The 16,864-nt window shown below is 47.5% G+C and carries 13 protein-coding genes; 11 read left to right on the forward strand and 2 right to left on the reverse strand.

The window, feature by feature from the left end; genetic code table 11:
- The first annotated feature begins 104 nt into the window (after nucleotides 1–104).
- The 8 genes from BQ7364_RS13430 (at nucleotide 105) to BQ7364_RS13465 (ending at nucleotide 11,487) form a co-directional block, all read left to right on the forward strand.
- Nucleotides 105–1,820, forward strand: a complete 1,716-nt coding sequence (locus BQ7364_RS13430; RefSeq protein WP_072685212.1) for an ABC transporter ATP-binding protein — start codon at nucleotides 105–107, stop codon at nucleotides 1,818–1,820.
- On the forward strand, nucleotides 1,804–3,549 hold the full coding sequence (locus tag BQ7364_RS13435) for an ABC transporter ATP-binding protein (RefSeq protein ID WP_072685213.1): 1,746 nt from the start codon (nucleotides 1,804–1,806) through the stop codon (nucleotides 3,547–3,549). Before BQ7364_RS13430 ends, BQ7364_RS13435 begins: the two co-directional genes overlap by 17 nt.
- A 154-nt stretch (nucleotides 3,550–3,703) precedes the next feature.
- Nucleotides 3,704–4,264, forward strand: coding sequence for a hypothetical protein (locus BQ7364_RS13440; RefSeq protein WP_072685214.1), 561 nt, complete (start codon nucleotides 3,704–3,706; stop codon nucleotides 4,262–4,264).
- A gap of 1,024 nt (nucleotides 4,265–5,288) precedes the next feature.
- A complete protein-coding gene (locus BQ7364_RS13445; protein WP_072685215.1) occupies nucleotides 5,289–6,596 on the forward strand; it encodes an IS30 family transposase in 1,308 nt (435 codons plus the stop codon).
- Nucleotides 6,597–6,973: 377 nt separating this feature from the next.
- Complete coding sequence (locus BQ7364_RS13450; RefSeq protein WP_072685216.1) at nucleotides 6,974–8,320, forward strand: MATE family efflux transporter; 1,347 nt, start codon at nucleotides 6,974–6,976, stop codon at nucleotides 8,318–8,320.
- 166 nt (nucleotides 8,321–8,486) lie between these two features.
- Nucleotides 8,487–9,164, forward strand: coding sequence for a phosphoribosylaminoimidazolesuccinocarboxamide synthase (locus BQ7364_RS13455; RefSeq protein WP_072685217.1), 678 nt, complete (start codon nucleotides 8,487–8,489; stop codon nucleotides 9,162–9,164).
- Nucleotides 9,165–9,367: 203 nt separating this feature from the next.
- Nucleotides 9,368–10,513 carry a hypothetical protein gene (locus tag BQ7364_RS13460; RefSeq protein WP_072685218.1) on the forward strand — a complete coding sequence of 382 codons (1,146 nt, stop codon included), beginning with the start codon at nucleotides 9,368–9,370 and terminating at the stop codon, nucleotides 10,511–10,513.
- A 560-nt stretch (nucleotides 10,514–11,073) separates the two neighbouring features.
- Nucleotides 11,074–11,487 (forward strand): PTS sugar transporter subunit IIA, encoded by a 414-nt coding sequence (locus BQ7364_RS13465; RefSeq protein WP_072685219.1) that lies wholly within the window; start codon nucleotides 11,074–11,076, stop codon nucleotides 11,485–11,487.
- Between the two features lie 109 nt (nucleotides 11,488–11,596).
- On the opposite strand, the gene BQ7364_RS13470 is transcribed toward BQ7364_RS13465, so the two are convergent.
- The gene (locus tag BQ7364_RS13470) at nucleotides 11,597–13,111 is read right to left on the reverse strand and encodes a recombinase family protein (RefSeq protein ID WP_234973186.1); all 1,515 of its coding nucleotides are present in this window, start codon (nucleotides 13,109–13,111) and stop codon (nucleotides 11,597–11,599) included.
- Nucleotides 13,112–13,179: 68 nt separating this feature from the next.
- Nucleotides 13,180–13,569, reverse strand: coding sequence for a hypothetical protein (locus tag BQ7364_RS18205; protein WP_173018957.1), 390 nt, complete (start codon nucleotides 13,567–13,569; stop codon nucleotides 13,180–13,182).
- 23 nt (nucleotides 13,570–13,592) lie between these two features.
- Between BQ7364_RS18205 and BQ7364_RS13480 the strand changes: the two genes are divergently transcribed.
- The 3 genes from BQ7364_RS13480 to BQ7364_RS13490 are packed head-to-tail and all read left to right on the forward strand — an operon-like array spanning nucleotide 13,593 to nucleotide 16,825.
- Nucleotides 13,593–14,537: a DUF6017 domain-containing protein gene (locus BQ7364_RS13480; protein ID WP_002604485.1), complete on the forward strand. Its 945-nt coding sequence runs from the start codon at nucleotides 13,593–13,595 to the stop codon at nucleotides 14,535–14,537.
- Between the two features lie 36 nt (nucleotides 14,538–14,573).
- Nucleotides 14,574–15,047 (forward strand): PcfB family protein, encoded by a 474-nt coding sequence (locus tag BQ7364_RS13485; protein WP_002604484.1) that lies wholly within the window; start codon nucleotides 14,574–14,576, stop codon nucleotides 15,045–15,047.
- A complete protein-coding gene (locus tag BQ7364_RS13490) occupies nucleotides 15,044–16,825 on the forward strand; it encodes a VirD4-like conjugal transfer protein, CD1115 family (protein WP_002604483.1) in 1,782 nt (593 codons plus the stop codon). The genes BQ7364_RS13485 and BQ7364_RS13490 overlap by 4 nt, the downstream gene beginning before the upstream one ends.
- The last annotated feature ends 39 nt before the right edge of the window (nucleotides 16,826–16,864 follow it).

A 16,864-nucleotide genomic window follows, 5' to 3' on the forward strand; every position in this document is an offset into this window, starting at 1 on the left:
AACTGGAAAGTTGATCGCGGACTGGTATAATGATAGAGAAAAGCTTAGCTTGCTAACTGTTGATAAAGGAAACTAAGTATGTGGAGGGGGAATGGGAATCTGTTATGGAACTCTTGAAGAAATACTTGAAACCGCTGCTGAAAGAGATGTCGATCAGCTTTTTGATGAAGACGCTGGGGGCGCTGGCGGTTTTGCTTCTGCCGTATCTGTTGGCGTATGTGATTGATACGATCGTGCCGACGAAGGACATTCAGCGGATTGTAGTTTACGGTCTGATCATGATCGCCGTGTCCATCGCGGGCTGGATTTTTGACATTAAGGCCAATCGGCTTGCCTCGCGCGTAGCCCGGGACGCCACGATTCACATCCGGCATGATCTGTTTGAAAAAACGATCCGACTGTCGTGCCGCAAGGGGGATGAATTTACGATTCCATCGCTGGAAAGCCGTCTGACCAGCGACACCTACAATGTCCATCGGATGATCGGCATGATTCAGCGAATGGGCGTCCGCGCGCCGATCCTGCTGATCGGGGGAATTGTGATCACGCTGATAATGGAGCCGGTGCTGGCGCTGGTGATGCTGGCGACGCTGCCGTTTATCACGCTTTTGGTTTACTCCAAAGCGACCAAGGGTATTCCGATGTTTACCAAGGTTCAGCGGGCACAGGACCGGATGATTTCCGTCGTGCGGGAAAACGCCCAGGGCATTCGCGTGATCAAGGCACTGTCCAAAGCGGATCATGAAAAAAAGCGTTATGAAACAGTCAATATGGGACTGGCGAACGAAGAACTCAAAGCCAATACCCGGATGGCCGCGATCAATCCGCTGATGAACCTGTTTATGAACCTTGGACTGGTCGGCGTCATTCTCGTCGGTGCGTGGCGGGTCAACGGGGGACTAAGTGAAACCGGCAAGATCATCGCCTTCACCAATTACTTTACGATCATTACCAACGCGATGATGTCGATCAGCCGAATCTTCGTCATGGTCTCCAAGGGCATCGCCAGCGCAAACCGGATTGAGGAAGTGCTTCAGGCCCACGATGAAATGGAAATCATCGCCGACGATTCTCCGCTCAATGACAAGATCGTTGAATTTGATCATGTCAATTTCTCCTATCTTGGCGTAAAGGATAACGTCGAGGACATCACGTTTGAATTGAAAAAAGGCCAGACGCTGGGGATTATCGGCGCAACCGGTTCCGGCAAGTCGACGATTCTGCAGCTGCTGATGCGCTTTTACGACGCAGACAGCGGCACGATCCGGATTCACGGCCGCGATATCCGCAGCTATGATCCGAAGGATCTGCGGAAGGAATACGGCATCGTCATGCAGAACGATTTCATCTTTCAGGATTCCGTGCGCGAAAACATCGCTTTCGGCCGACCGATCGACGACGAGCTGCTGGATGAAGCGACGCAGATTGCTCAGGCCCGGCCATTTATCAAGAGTCTGACCGATGAATTTGATTATAAGCTGAACTCCAAAGGCACCAACCTTTCCGGCGGCCAGCGCCAGCGGATATTCTTATCCCGAGCGTTTGTCAACAATCCGAAGATTCTGCTGCTGGACGATTCCAGCTCGGCGCTGGATTATGAAACCGACGCCCGGCTGCGCAAGGCAATCAATACGCACTTTGCCGATACGGCCAAGGTGATCGTTGCCCAGCGGGTTTCCAGCATCATGCACGCGGATGAGATTCTCGTGCTGGATCAGGGAAAAATCGTGGCCCGCGGAACACATGACGAGCTGATGCAGACCAGTGAGATTTACTCGTCAATCAGCGACAGCCAGATGGGAGGTGCGCTGCTTGAATAGAAAAGCGACAATCCGACGGTTGATCGGATATTTAAAGGAATCTCAGTTTCTGCTTTTACTGGCATGTGTGACGACGATCGTCGCCAACGTGCTCGCATTGTACGGCCCGAAGCTGACCGGCGTCGCGATCGACGCAATCGGCGGTCCGGGACAAGTTAATTTTGACAAGGTTCTCTATTACTGCGTTCTGATGATCCTTTTCTATGTTATATCCAGCGTGCTGACCTACATCCTGCAGATCATTCTGCTGCAGGTATCAAAGAAGATCACGCACCGGATGCGCAGGCAGGTGTTCGAGCATCTGCTGGAGCTGCCGGTCAGTTATTTTGACCGCAACCAGACCGGCGATATCGTATCCAAAATTTCCTATGATATCGACACAATCAACACCTCGCTGTCCAGCGATATTCTGCAGCTGGTCACCGGGGTGATCACGGTTGTCGGCTCGTTGTTGATGATGTTGTCCATCGCGCCAATATTGGTGCTGGTCTTTGTCATCACCGTCCCGATCACGCTGGTGTTTGCACGCTATCGGATGATTAAAGTCAAGCCGCTGTTCCGCCGGCGTTCCCGCAAGCTGGGTGAGCTGAACGGTTTTACGGAAGAAATGTTGTCAGGCAACAAGACGATCAAGGCGTATGGTCAGGAAGATACGATCATCACGAAGTATGACAGCCGCAATGAGGACGCCAGCCAGGCCTACTACACCGCGGACTATGAGGGTAGTATTATGGGGCCTTCCGTCAACTTCGTCAACAACCTCTCGCTTTCCTTAATCAGTATGTTCGGCGCGATTCTGTTTCTTCTGGGCAAAATCACGATCGGCAACATTTCCTCGTTTGTCATGTATTCGCGGAAGTTCTCCGGTCCGATCAATGAAACAGCCAACATCATCACAGAGCTGCAGACCGCGGCGGCTGCGGCGGAGCGGGTGTTCCGGCTGCTGGATGAGCCATCGGAAATTCCGGACGCTCCGGACGCCAAGGTTCTGATCGACACGAAGGGGATGGTTGATATTGATCATGTCAAATTCGGATACACACCGGAAAAAGAAATTATCCATGATTTGCGTCTGCATGCCGACCCGGGCCAGCTGGTTGCGATCGTCGGTCCGACCGGCGCGGGCAAGACGACGATTATCAATCTGCTGATGCGTTTCTACGACGTCAATGAAGGCGTGATCTCGGTCGACGGCTATCCGATCCGCAATCTGACCCGCGACAGTCTGCGCAAGGCGTTTACGATGGTGCTGCAGGATACCTGGCTGTTCCAGGGCACAATTGAGGAAAACGTCGCGTATGCCCGCGAAGACGCGACACTGGAGGAAGTGATCGCGGTCTGTAAGAAGGCGCATATCCATGACTTTGTGGAAACGCTGCCGCAGGGCTATCAGACCGTGCTGACCGATGACGGCGTGAATATTTCCAAGGGCCAGAAGCAGCTGTTGACGATTGCCCGGGCAATGCTGTCCAACGCACGGATGTTGATCCTGGACGAAGCCACCTCCAACGTCGATTCCCGCACGGAAATGGCGATTCAGGACGCGATGCTGGAACTGATGAAGGGACGCACCTGCTTTGTCATCGCGCACCGGTTGTCGACGATCAAAAACGCCGATGTCATTCTGGTACTGAAGGACGGGGACATTATCGAGTCCGGGACGCATGACGAACTGCTTCAGGCGCGCGGCTTCTATGCCAAGCTGTTTAACAGTCAGTTTGAAAGTTGAATTTCGCAGCGATCAGAAACTTAATTTCTGGTCGCTTTTTTTTAGATCGCAGGACATTGCTTCCGCGATTCCGCTCAGTTATAGGTTTTAAAATTTGACTTCTGAGTGAAATTCAAGGAAAGTATGCGACAATGAAGACAAAGAAAGTAATGTCATGACCCGCAAGGAATGGGGACAGTCCTGTTTTAAGAATGTTTTCAGCCGATTCCGGTTTTATCTGATCACTTCTGTACTGATATCGTTGGTCATCACCGGCGCGGTACTGAAATGGAAGGAACCGGTGTTGATCGGGATCGCTGTGATTTTCTGGCTGGTGACACTGGGCGTTTTGCTTTTGCTTCTTCTGGAATGGAGAGGAATCCAGCGGATGATGCAGAACTTGCCGGAGTCGCTGGGACCTGTGCGGCAGCTGAATACACTGTGGCTGGGAGAAGATACTGTCTATTTCTGGTACCGCCGTCAGGGACATGTCATTCCGATTCGAGAGATTGTGTCCTGCAGCGTCGCATCCGTTACGGAAAGTCCGTATGCCAGCGGCAGTGCCCGCAATAGCATGTTGATTCTGGGCTTGAAGGATCGAAATCTGGGTGTAAATGTCAGCGACCGAAAGAACGCAATCCAGGCTGCGCAGTTTCTGAAAACAAAAAATCCGCGGCTGACGCTGATGGATATTGAAGAAAAAAAGGTGTCTTTGACAGAAATTCACACTGAATAATAATCAGAAAGTTGAGACGTTGGACTGGAAGCAAGATTCAGAAAGACTTAGTTCTCTTAAAGCCATCGCTATTCAACGAAAGTTTGGAAAGGTTTTTGAGCTTGAAGTAAACTTTGGCTTATGAGTATGAGTTCACGGAAAAAGTATAATGAAAAACAGGAGAAACAGACTGATTGAGAGGGATATCCCTTGTCAGCAGGGTAAAACTCCTGTTTTTCTTTCGCTTATTTTTGTCTTAAAAGCCATTTTGCTTGTGGAAAAATTAAGTTCAAAATAAAAGAGATTGGGATCAGTCCGTAATATCTGATTTGCTTTTTTGTGATGCACTTCATTTTACATTAAATTTCATCGATATTTCTTCTTGTCAGACAGGTCTGCTTATCCCTAAAAAGTGATAAGTAGAAAGAAGAAACAGAGCTCTTTTTGAATTCAGGAAATTTCAATTTTCAAAACAGCGATGCTGAAAAGGCGGCAAATAAAAAGAAGCTTTCGCGTTGACAGCGGCGCTTTTTTCCGTTATTTTATGGATAGAGAGAGGGCGGCTGTTTTGGCAGCTGTCTGAATGAGGAATTCCGCCCGGCCATGCAGGACGAGTTCACGAACCGAATTCTAATGAATGGAATAGACTAAAGAGAAGCCTGGAATCGACTTCTTTTTCCGTATTCTTAAGTGAAAATGACACAAACTAACAGAAAGGTGATGATGAATGTTTAAATTAGCGATTTTATTGATTGCGCTGTTGTATTGGATTCTGCATTAAAAAGTGACAGAGTGTTCAGTGAAAAACGAATGGGATTTGACTGAACAGCCTGATCGAAACGGAAAAACGATGTCGCATGACTTCCACAGGAGCTGCCGAAAATCCGGCAGTTTTCATTTTGCGCCGCAAGTGAATTGAAAAAGTAAACGCAGCCTTAAGACAAAAAGAAATTGCATTTACTTTTGCAAAGACGCGGACTGCATTTACTCGTGCAAATGAGTTATAGTCATCTTGTATCTCCCTGTCCAGATAGGAGTCCTCATTATGAGCCACTTAACTTTGCAAGATCGGATTACGATTCAATCCGAGTTGAATCAGGGTTCTTCTTTCAACACGATTGCTCGTTTGATTTCCAAGAGTCCTACCACGCTCTCCCGCGAGATTCGAAATCATCTGCTGATTCGCGATCGTTCTTCTTACCCTCAGTCTCGCATGATGAACGATTGCCTCCATCGCTTTGAATGCCGGCTAAAATTTGTCTGTCAGCCTCAGTGCCATTTTCAAAAGGGGAATTGTCGTTTTTGTGGTCATTGTTTCCGGGTTTGTCATGATTATGAAAAAGAGTGCTGTCCTTCTCTCTCTCATCCTCCTTATGTTTGTAATGGCTGTCGGCAGCGTCAGCGCTGCTCCCTGGAACAACGTGATTATAAGGCAGCAGAAGCCCACCAGGAATATCGGCAGAGGCTCGTTGAAACCCGTTCTGGATTTAATTTAACCGAAGCTGAATTGGCTTTGATTCAGCGGGAGCTTACTCCGCTTATTAAAGAGAATAAACAATCCGTACATCATGCTTGTCTGGTTAAAGCTGATATTCTCCCTTGTCATGAGAAAACCATTTATAATCTCATTGACGCCAACCTGCTTCCCGGTATCAAAAATTTAGATTTGCCTCGAAAGTGCCGCTTAAAACCTAGAAAATCAGGGCGGAAAGAACATAAGGTCGATAGTCAATGTCGGATTCACCGAACTTATGCAGACTACCTGGACTTCGTTCAAGCTCATCCGGATGTCTCCGTTGTAGAGATGGATACTGTTGAAGGGATTAAAGGCGGTAAGGTGATTCTCACGTTTCTCTTCAAGTCCTGCAATCTTCAATTATACTTCCTGGCCGACCACCATACCTCTCAAGCTACAATTCAACAGATGGATCAACTTTATGAACAACGATTCGGTCCTGAGTTATTCAAGAAAATATTTGAAGTCACCCTGACGGATAATGGCTCCGAATTCTCCAATCCGACGGCGATTGAAAACGATGCCTTCCATCAATCCAGGTCTCGTTTATTCTACTGTGATCCCGCTGCTTCCTATCAAAAAGGGACTTGCGAGAATAACCATGAAATGTTGCGCAGATTCTATCCTAAAGGATCATCTTTCGATCAGTTAACACAAGATGAATTGAACCTCATTTCAAGCCATATCAATTCTTATAAAAGAAAAAGACTGAATGATCACTCGCCTCTTGAGTTATTCAGTCTTCTCTTCGGGAACGAAACGCTCGATAAATTAGGGCTTGTTTCCATCGCTCCTGAAAGCGTTTGCCTTTCCCTCCGGGGTTTGTTCAACAAATAAAGAATAGACACAGGGAGATCCATTGACAAGCCAGCCTAAGAACGAATTTAGCACCTGCATTTACTCAACGAAATAAATTGCATTTCGCTAAATATCTTTTCTTGTACCCTTTTTTATCTGGTTTCTACGGATATTTTAACACTTTTCCCTCATTATCTGGCTCTTTTTTTGTTTCCTTTTACTCTGTTTCTCCTTTTACTCTGCCCCGATACACATTTTCTTCTTTACCTGCGTTTACTTTTACTATTGACCCATTTTGCGCCGCAGGATACTCAATTCAAATTAATTATGTTTAAGCGATGCTCAGAAAAAGCTTGTGGGCGCAGATCAGGTAGGCTATAATGTTCTGGATTTTGTAAATCGGAAGGGGGAAAAGAATGCATAATCGAATGACGGAAGGCAGTCCGCTGAAACTGATCCTGATGTTTGCGATGCCGGTTTTGTTAGGCAATGTCTTCCAGCAATTTTATAATATGGCCGATACGATGATGGTCGGCAGGATTCTGGGGGTGGACGCTTTGGCGGCAATGGGCGCTACGGCTTCGGTTTCCGGTCTGGTTTTGGGCTTGAATATCGGTTTGGCGCAGGGCTTTGCGATTCCGATCGCGCAGTATGTCGGCGCTGGAGACATGGGGAAAGTCAGAAAAGCGGTAGCGGGCACGCTGATGCTGGGGGTGATCTTTGTTCTCGGCATTACGATCGCTGCGCTTATGACAGGCATTCCGGTACTGAAGCTGTTGGGGACGCCGGAAGAAATCATGGGAATGTCAGTTGAGTATATCTTTATTATTTACGGCGGGCTGATCATCACGATGATGTACAACATGGCCGCCAGTATCTTACGTTCCTACGGCGACAGCCGGACTCCGCTGTATTTTCTGATTCTGGCCTCGCTGACCAACATTGTGCTGGACTATGTATTTTTAAAGACCCTGCGGATGGGCGTCGGCGGCGCGGCGATTGCGACGTTGATTTCCCAAGCTCTGTCCGTCGTGCTCTGCGTCTTGTATATCAAAGAAAAGACAAGCTTTCTGATTCCGGGAAAAGAGGATTTCTGCTGGGATAGAGAGATGCTGAAAGCGCAGCTGTCGTTGGGAATCTCCATGGGTTTGATGAATTCGATCGTTTCGATCGGCTCGGTCATTCTGCAAAGCGCCGTCAACAAGCTGGGGTCGGTGATCATCGCCGGACATACTGCTTCCCGCAAGGTGATCGAAATGTTCATGCAGCCGCTGATCAGCATCGGCGTTACCGCAACAACCTATGTTTCACAGAATCTGGGGGCCGGGAAGCTCGAACGGATCCGCAAAGGGCTGCACTGCTGCACGGCGATCAGCTTTGTGTGGTCGACGTTCTGCATCCTCATTTCCTTCTGGGGAATTGACTTGATCCTGGCGCTGGTGGTGGACGCGAAGGAGATTCAGGTCATCGCCACCGCCCGGCAGTATTTTAAAATCAACGTGTTCTTCTTCTATGCTTTGTCGGTTTTGTTTATCTACCGCAACGCGCTGCAGGGATTGGGAAAAAGTCAGGCGCCGATCTTTTCCAGCTGTATCGAGATGGTCGTGAAGATCCTGGCGACGCTGCTGCTGACGCCGGCTCTGGGGTATCTGGGCGTATGTTATACCGAACCGATTGCCTGGATCTTGATGGCGGTGTTTCTGTTGGCGGCCTTTTACCGGGATCCCCGGTTCCATCCCGACTTTCATCACAAAAAAGTCTGAACAAAGACACGAAAAAGGTTGGTATAAATGTGGAAATCGCTTTCTTTAACTGCGCGGTGCCAAAACGATAAAAAAGGAAAGAAAAATCTGGCAGATTGCGGTAAATTTTTGTGCCGAATGGGCATAACTGTGCTAAACTAGTTCTGCATTATATGGAGGAAAAGGCATGAATAAAGTTTACACTGGAAAGACAAAAGATGTTTACGCGTTAGACAACGGCAACTACCAGCTGAAATTCAAGGACGATTGCACGGGCACCGACGGCGTCTTCGATCCGGGAGCCAACACCGTTGGATTGCAGATTGAAGGCATTGGCCGCGAAAATCTGAAAGTATCGGTTTATTTCTTCGAAATTTTGAAAAAAGCAGGTGTGAAAACACATTATGTCAGTGCGGATATCGACAATGCGACAATGGAAGTGCTGCCGGCGAAGGTGTTCGGCAAAGGTCTGGAAGTCATCTGCCGTTACCGTGCGGTCGGAAGCTTCATCCGTCGTTATGGCGCCTATATGGAAAGCGGCACACCGCTGAACGCTTATGTGGAAACAACGCTGAAAGATGATGATCTGGGTGATCCGCTGATCACGCCGGATGGTCTGGAAGCGATTGGGGTCATGACGCTGGATCAGTATGCACAGATGAAGGCGATGACGCAGAAGATTTCCGGTATTGTCAAAGACACGCTGGCGGAAAAAGGTCTTGATCTGTACGACATCAAGTTTGAATTCGGTTATTATAACGGCGAAGTTATCTTAATTGATGAAATTGCGTCAGGCAATATGCGCGTTTACAAAGACGGCGAAATTGTTGAACCGACGGATCTGACAAAATTAATCTTAGGGTAAACGTAAGCAAGACTCAGAACGGGAACGGATGAAAATCCGTTCTTTTTCGTGATTAAAATAGAGAAATGAAATTGAAAACAAAACGGTACTGAGTTATAATAAGCTCAGAAAGATTAACTCAAAAAAGTATTTTTACAAATTTCAATTCTTTTAGGGGGCTTTTCCTGATTTTCCGCAATATTAATATTAGGAGGCTCCTGAATATGAAACAAAGTAACTTACTTCTCAACATTTCCGATCAACAATTACAGCAGGCGGGACTGACCCGCGCTCAGGCTAGAAAAAGTCTGGCCGCTCTTGATTATCGGGATAACGACGTGTTCCGTCATGTGATGAACGCGGAGAATCCGGTTTCCCGAAAGATTCTGACGATGTATCTCTCGGATTTGCTTCATCGGCGGATTGTGTGGATAGGATCGGAAGCGACAGAACCGGTGAAGGCAAACTTCCGGGAGAAAGGGGTCCGCTACGACGTCATGGTGAGGATCCAGGATGATCAGGGAAAGCCGATGCTGGTAAATTTAGAAATGCAGAATTATCGGATGGCGGAATCGTTATCGCTGCGGTCGCAGGGCTATGCCTCAAGGATGGTTTCCGATCAGATTGAAGTGGGCGGCAGCTTTGATTTTATTCCTGTGCTTCAGATCATGATTACCAGGCGGATGCCGGAGATGAAAGCGAGTCGTGAATATTTGCATTACCACCGGTATACCAACGAAAAAACAAGCAAATGGATGCCGAAGGAACGCTGCCGAACGCTTTGGATCGAGATGGAAAAAACACAGGCGTTGGAGAGGATTCCGACAGAACAATGGCGGATCTCAGACAAGATGACGTACATGCTTCGATACAGCCGGGATCCGAAAAAGCAGAAGATCATTCATGAATTGATAGAGAAAGAGGAGGTTATTCGAATGATGGAAGAAAAACGGATGGATTTTTTAAAGGACACCAGTGATGCAATAGCCAGGATGCGGATGAAATACGACGAGATGGATGAGAAGACGGTGTATAAAAAAGGCATAAAAAAAGGGATGCGGAAAGGTGTAAAGAAAGGCGTGAAACAAGGGATGAAACAAGGATTGGAACAAGGGATGGAACAAGGGATGGTTCAAGGAATCGTAAAAGGGAAAGTTTCCTTGCTGAAGGAGTTACTGCGGCAGAAATGGGAATTAACGGAAAGTGATGAGAAAGATTTGGACAGTTTAAATGAAGAAGAAGTGAATCAGATCGTCCAAGTTTTAAATAGAATAAATACCCCAAAAGATCTTCATGATCAACTGAAAAAGCTTTCCGGTTCAAAGCATCAAGCGGAGAGTCATGCTCAATTTTCATTTTCTCATGACTAATTGAAGGAGAGAAGCCAAGGGAGAAAAGCAAATGGACTATTTAAAGGACACCAGTGATGTAATCGTCAAGATGCGTATCAAACAGGATGAAATGAACATGTAGCAGATAAAAAAAGGCATAGAATAAAGAATAGCACAGGGTGAAAGGGAAAATTAACCCTGAAGGACAGACTGAATCAGAGATGAGCGTTAACGGAAACGGATGAAGCCTGTTTAGATAAATTAAAGGAGAAGGATGTCGATCGGATAATCTTAGTTTCATAAAAGATGAATACGCTGGTCGATTTCCATGATCAGCTTAGAAAACTCACTCCGTCAAAAATTAACGGTTAAGAATAAAATCTGTAATTCTTCAAACAGACTAAAATAAAATTGTCTTTTGGTTAACCGACAAATAAAGTGTCATGACCATAAAATTACGTTCAGGATTCAATCTATGAACCGATCAAATTTTGAAAAGAAGAAAGAGCAGAAACCAGTATAATGATCAATGTGGAAATCTTAATTTTAACGATAATCTCTGGTTAATTTAGACGGAGGTTCCATGAGAGGAGCAGACCATGAAGGGAATTTTATTGTTAAGCCATGGCGATATGGCGAAAGGCATGCTGCAGTCATCTTCAATTTTTTTCGGTGAGAATTTGCCGCAGGTGCAGGCTTTAGGCTATCAGATGACTGATGACAGCGAGGCGTTTGAGGAAAGGATTGGTAAGGCGATCGCGGAACTGGACAGCGGCGACGGCGTGCTGGTGCTGACGGATCTGTTTGCGGGAACACCGGCGCACAAGACGACGCGCTATTTAAAGCCGGGGCAGGTCGATGTGATCTGCGGTGTTAACCTGCCTTTGTTTTTAGAACTGCTGGGTTTGCGGGAAGCTGGTGATCTGGATCTGAGCACGGTGATGCAGACTGGGAAAGATGGAATTCGGCTGTGGGAAGTCGCACAGTCGCAGAGCGACGACGATTTCTTTTAAAATCGGACGATTACGATAAGACTGAAGATTTATATTTTACAAAAACCCTGGCTGATGGGGCGGTCCAATAAAACAGTATAATAATGTTTTCGGGAAGCGGCATGAGTAATCATGCCGCTTTTCCGTTTATAACGTCATAGAGCAAATCGGCGGGGAGTATGCCGATATAGTTGTAGCTGATCGTCACATCCTGCACTCGGTGTCCGCTGGACTTATCCGGTGCATGAACATATACGGCGTTGACCATATCGTTCAGAATAGTGGGTGTCAGCTTCTCCAAGTACAAGTACTTCTTTGCCTGTCGGATAAACCTATCAACATTCTCCGCTTGATCTTCTTGATTCTGTATTTCGTTTTCAAGCATTTCAATCTTAGCTCTCAGGTCTGCCTGCTCCTGCTCATAATCATCAGATAACATCTGAAAGCGAGCTTCGGACAGCTTTCCGTTTACCATGTCCTCGTAAATACGCTTGAACAATCTGTCCAGTTCTACCAGACGGTTTTCGGATTTCTGCAAGGTTCGTTTCTTGGCAGAAAGCTCTTTCTTTGCTTCGTCACTTCGCTTTGCGCCCAACGCTCGGCGGAACGCATCCTCGTAATCGGCAACGCATTGGATAACCAATCTCAGGTGTTGGAGCGTACCTTCTTCCAGTACCACGGCACGGATGAAGTGGGTGTCGCAGACTTCCTTGCCCTTTTTACGGGAAGTGGAGCATACGAAGTGATCTTGTCTGGTTTCAAAACTGTTGCTGGTACAGTAGTACAATTTTTCACCACAATCGGCACAGCGGACGAGACCGGAGAACATATTGGTCTTGCCTGTTCTGGCAGGTCTGCGTTTGTTCTTGCGAAGTTCCTGTACACGGGCAAAGGTTTCTTCGTCAATAATGGCTTCATGAGTGTTCTCGAAAATCTTCCATTGATCGGGAGGATTTTCGAGTTTCTTTTTGCTCCTGTACGACTGCTTGCGTGTCTTGAAGTTGACCATGTGCCCAAGGTATTCCTGCTTTTCCAGTATGCCGGTGATGGTGCGTGGTGCCCAATCGTAAGGATTGTCCGGTGTCTTTGCAGGAGCATTTCGTCCCATCTTCATCCAATGAACCGTAGGACACTCCACCTTTGCTTTCTTCAGCTTCTTAGCGATCTGAGAGGGGCCGTAGCCCTCCATGCACCATGCGAAGATCTGACGAACAACGGCTGCGGCTTCATCGTCCACAATCCAATGTTTCTTTGGATTGTCGGGGTCTTTCGTGTAGCCATAGGGCGGGTTGGTGGTCAGATACTCACCGGATTCGCCTTTCTGCTTCATGGACGCTTTGACCTTTTTGCTGCTGTCCTTGACATAGAACTCGTTGATGATATTCAAGAACGGAGTAAAGTCGTTGTCCTGCTGATTGGCGCTGTCCACACCGCTGTTTACAGCGATGAAGCGGACATTGTGTTCGGGGAAAAGCATTTCGGTGTAAAGACCAACTTCCAGATAGTTTCTGCCGATACGGCTCATATCTTTGGCAATGATGATACCAACCTTATCGTTCTCGACCAACTCAATCATTCGTTTCCAATCGGGTCTGTTGAATAATGAGGTGTGATAGCGATAGCGGCAAAAAGCTAATAAAATCAATGGTTTTGCGGACAGCGGATAGACAGGGAATGTGTTAAAAACTGAATACGCACACAAACGGCGTTACCTTAACCCCTTTGGGGGAGAAAGTAACGCCGTTTTTTTATGCCCGCAGGAAAGGAGGTGCAGCCGGAATGTATTTCACAAAGGGCAAGCAGCGGGCGTTTGAATTGCTCATGCAGCAGAAGCCGGGATTTGACCGCTATCAATCCGGTTGTGCCGGAGATGATGAAGATTGCGGCACTTGCCGTTTCTACCGCCCCGGGTGGAAATATGAGTTTTGCGTTTTCAAAGAGTGTCCCTATTGCCCCGGCAAAAGGACGCGGAAAACGCACGCCAGCATGGACAAATAGACGGGCAAAAGCCCTTGTGCCATGCGGCTTTGCAGACGCGAAAACGGCAAAGGGCATATTGCAATACCAAAACAGCCGAAAACGGCTTTCTAATTGTCCACGCATACCAAGAGAGGAAGTGAGGAAATATGGCAGTTTTCAGAGTGGAGCGAAATACGGGATATACCGTTATGAGCAACCACCACTTGCGAAACAAGGAATTGTCCTTAAAGGCAAAGGGCTTGTTGTCGCAAATGCTTTCGCTGCCCGAAGATTGGGATTATACCCTTGCGGGCTTATCCCATATCAACCGGGAGAAGATCGACGCAATCCGCGAAGCGGTAAAGGAACTCGAAAAAGCCGGATATATCGTGCGCAGCCGGGAGCGCGACGAAAAGGGACGCTTGCGGGGCGCAGATTACGTCATATACGAGCAGCCGCAGCCGCGAGAGCCGGAAGCAGCTACCAGCGGCGGACAGCCGCCTATATTGGATTTACCTACATTGGAAAATCCAACATTGGATAATCCAACGTTGGAAAAACCTACGCAGGAAAAACCTACGTTGGAAAATCCAACGCAATTAAATAAAGATATATTAAGTAAAGAACAATCAATTACTGATTTATCAAGTACCGATTCCATTCCTTTCCATTCCCTAAACCCCTTGCCCTTTGCGCATGGCGAAGCGGCTACGCCGCCGGAAAGGAAAAGAACGGAAGCGAAAAGCAATAGCGCAGTAGAGATTTACAGGGAGATTATCAAGGACAATATCGAATACGACCATCTCATTCAAAACTGCAAAATTGACAAAGACCGTTTGGACGAGATTGTTGACCTTATGCTGGAAACCGTCTGCACAGCCCGAAAGACAATCCGTATTGCCGGGGACGACTACCCCGCCGAATTGGTGAAATCCAAGTTTTTGAAGCTGAACAGCAGCCATATTGAGTTTGTTTTGGATTGCATGAGGGAGAACACAACCAAAGTGCGCAACATCAAGCAGTATCTAAAAGCGGTGCTGTTCAACGCGCCGAGTACCATTGACAGCTACTATACCGCCCTTGTCAATCACGACTTATACGGCGGCGAATGAGCATAGCCGCACTTTACCGGGAAAGGAGTTGATACCTTGCAGGAGGAAGTAACCCAAAAAACGATTGCCCTATACGTCAAAGTGGGAAAAGGCGCGGCGCGGCTTACCGAACAGGCGTTACAGAAAGCAATCCAAAAGTTTTTGGAGCAGAAAAGCAAACCCGCGCATGGGAAACAGACCATGCGGCAGCTTATGAAGCAGAACGCGGGTGTTTCCAACATCGAGATCACCGACAGCAATATTAAAGCCTTTGAGAGTACGGCGAAGAAATACAACATAGATTTTTCGCTAAAAAAGGTTAAGGGCGAGCAGACCCGTTACCTTGTGTTTTTCAAAGGCCGGGACGCGGACGTTATGACCGCAGCGTTTCAAGAGTTTTCCGCAAAGAAGCTGAACCGGGAGAAAAAGCCCTCTATCCGCAAAGCCCTTGCCGCTGCAAAGGACAAGGCGAAGCAGCTTAACGCCGCCCGCGACAAGGTAAAGAAAATGGACAGGGGGCGCGAGATATGAAGCAGATCAACTACAAAAAGCTGATACTTCCGAATATCCCCTATGTGTTCTTTGTCTATCTCTTTGATAAAGTCGGACAGGCGGTGCGGCTTGCCCCCGGCGCGGATATTTCTGCAAAGATACTGAATATCACACAAGGATTTTCCGCAGCCTTTGAAAACGCCTTGCCGAGCGTTTACCCGTTGGATTTGCTTGTCGGCATTGTCGGTGCGGTGATTATCCGCTTGATAGTCTATGTCAAAGGGAAAAACGCGAAGAAATACCGCAAGGGCGCGGAGTACGGCTCTGCCCGATGGGGAAACGCCGAAGATATAAAGCCCTACATAGACCCGGATTTCCAAAACAACATCATTTTGACGCAGACGGAACGGCTTACCATGAACAGCCGCCCGAAGCAGCCGAAGTACGCGAGAAATAAGAACGTCGTCGTGATCGGCGGCAGCGGCAGCGGAAAAACAAGATTTTTTGTCAAACCTAATCTAATGCAGCTTCATTCCTCTTACGTCTTAACCGACCCGAAAGGTACGGTTTTGATTGAGTGCGGGAAGCTGCTGCAACGGGCGGGCTACCGCATTAAGGTACTGAATACGATTAACTTCAAAAAATCTATGCACTACAACCCCTTTGTGTATATCCGCAGCGAGAAAGATATTTTGAAGCTGGTAAATACGTTGATAGCGAATACCAAAGGTGAGGGAGAAAAAAGCGCGGAGGATTTTTGGGTAAAGGCAGAACGGCTTTTGTATTGCGCGTTGGTGGGCTACATCTGGTACGAAGCCCCCGCCGAGGAAATGAACTTTATTACCCTGTTGGAACTTATCAACGCCAGCGAAGCCCGCGAGGACGACGAGGAATATCAAAGCCCCGTCGATTTGCTGTTTGCCGACTTGGAAGAACGCGACCCCGACCATTTCGCGGTGAAGCAGTACCGAAAATATAAATTGGCGGCGGGCAAAACCGCAAAATCAATCCTCATTTCTTGCGGTGCGAGGCTCGCTCCTTTTGATATAAAGGAATTGCGCGATCTTATGTCCTACGACGAATTAGAACTTGACACGTTAGGCGACAGAAAAACAGCTTTGTTTTTGATTATGAGCGATACGGACAGCACGTTTAATTTTGTTATCGCTATGCTGCAATCGCAGTTATTTAATCTCTTGTGCGACAAGGCCGACGACGAATACGGCGGCAAGCTGCCGGTTCATGTTCGCTGCCTGTTAGACGAGTTTGCAAACATTGGACAAATCCCGCAGTTTGAAAAATTGATTGCCACAATCCGCAGCCGGGAAATCTCGGCTTCTATCATTCTGCAATCGCAGAGCCAGCTAAAAGCCATTTACAAGGACGCGGCAGAAATCATACTTGACAATGCCGACAGCACCTTGTTTTTGGGAGGGCGCGGGAAAAATGCAAAGGATATTTCGGAGAACTTGGGACGTGAAACAATCGACAGTTTCAACACTTCCGAAAATCGCGGCACGCAGGTTTCTCATGGCCTCAATTATCAGAAATTGGGAAAGGAGTTGATGACACAGGACGAAATCGCAGTTATGGACGGAGGAAAATGTATTTTGCAGTTGCGCGGCGTGCGCCCCTTTTTCAGCGATAAGTACGATATAACGCAGCACCCGAACTACAAATACCTTTCCGACTTCGACAAGAAAAACGCTTTTGACGTTGAACGGTATATGTCCACCCGTCCGGCAATCGTAAAGCCCGACGAACCCTTTGACATATACGAAATAGATTTGTCCGACGAGGACGCAGCCGCCGAATAAAAACGGCGGCATTTTTATTTCCAACAACATTTTTTGAGC

Origin of the sequence: Holdemania sp. Marseille-P2844 (assembly GCF_900120005.1) — a bacterium.
Classification (GTDB): Bacteria; Bacillota_I; Bacilli_A; order Erysipelotrichales; family Erysipelotrichaceae; genus Holdemania.

What these genes read in the sequence shown, in the direction of transcription:
- BQ7364_RS13430 (WP_072685212.1), top strand. Translation starts at nt 105, where the DNA reads ATGGAACTCTTGAAGAAATACTTGAAACCGCTGCTGAAAGAGATGTCG.
- BQ7364_RS13440 (WP_072685214.1), top strand. Translation starts at nt 3,704, where the DNA reads ATGACCCGCAAGGAATGGGGACAGTCCTGTTTTAAGAATGTTTTCAGC.
- BQ7364_RS13445 (WP_072685215.1), top strand. Translation starts at nt 5,289, where the DNA reads ATGAGCCACTTAACTTTGCAAGATCGGATTACGATTCAATCCGAGTTG.
- BQ7364_RS13450 (WP_072685216.1), top strand. Translation starts at nt 6,974, where the DNA reads ATGCATAATCGAATGACGGAAGGCAGTCCGCTGAAACTGATCCTGATG.
- BQ7364_RS13455 (WP_072685217.1), top strand. Translation starts at nt 8,487, where the DNA reads ATGAATAAAGTTTACACTGGAAAGACAAAAGATGTTTACGCGTTAGAC.
- BQ7364_RS13460 (WP_072685218.1), top strand. Translation starts at nt 9,368, where the DNA reads ATGAAACAAAGTAACTTACTTCTCAACATTTCCGATCAACAATTACAG.
- BQ7364_RS13465 (WP_072685219.1), top strand. Translation starts at nt 11,074, where the DNA reads ATGAAGGGAATTTTATTGTTAAGCCATGGCGATATGGCGAAAGGCATG.
- BQ7364_RS18205 (WP_173018957.1), bottom strand. Translation starts at nt 13,569, where the DNA reads ATGCGTGGACAATTAGAAAGCCGTTTTCGGCTGTTTTGGTATTGCAAT.
- BQ7364_RS13480 (WP_002604485.1), top strand. Translation starts at nt 13,593, where the DNA reads ATGGCAGTTTTCAGAGTGGAGCGAAATACGGGATATACCGTTATGAGC.
- BQ7364_RS13490 (WP_002604483.1), top strand. Translation starts at nt 15,044, where the DNA reads ATGAAGCAGATCAACTACAAAAAGCTGATACTTCCGAATATCCCCTAT.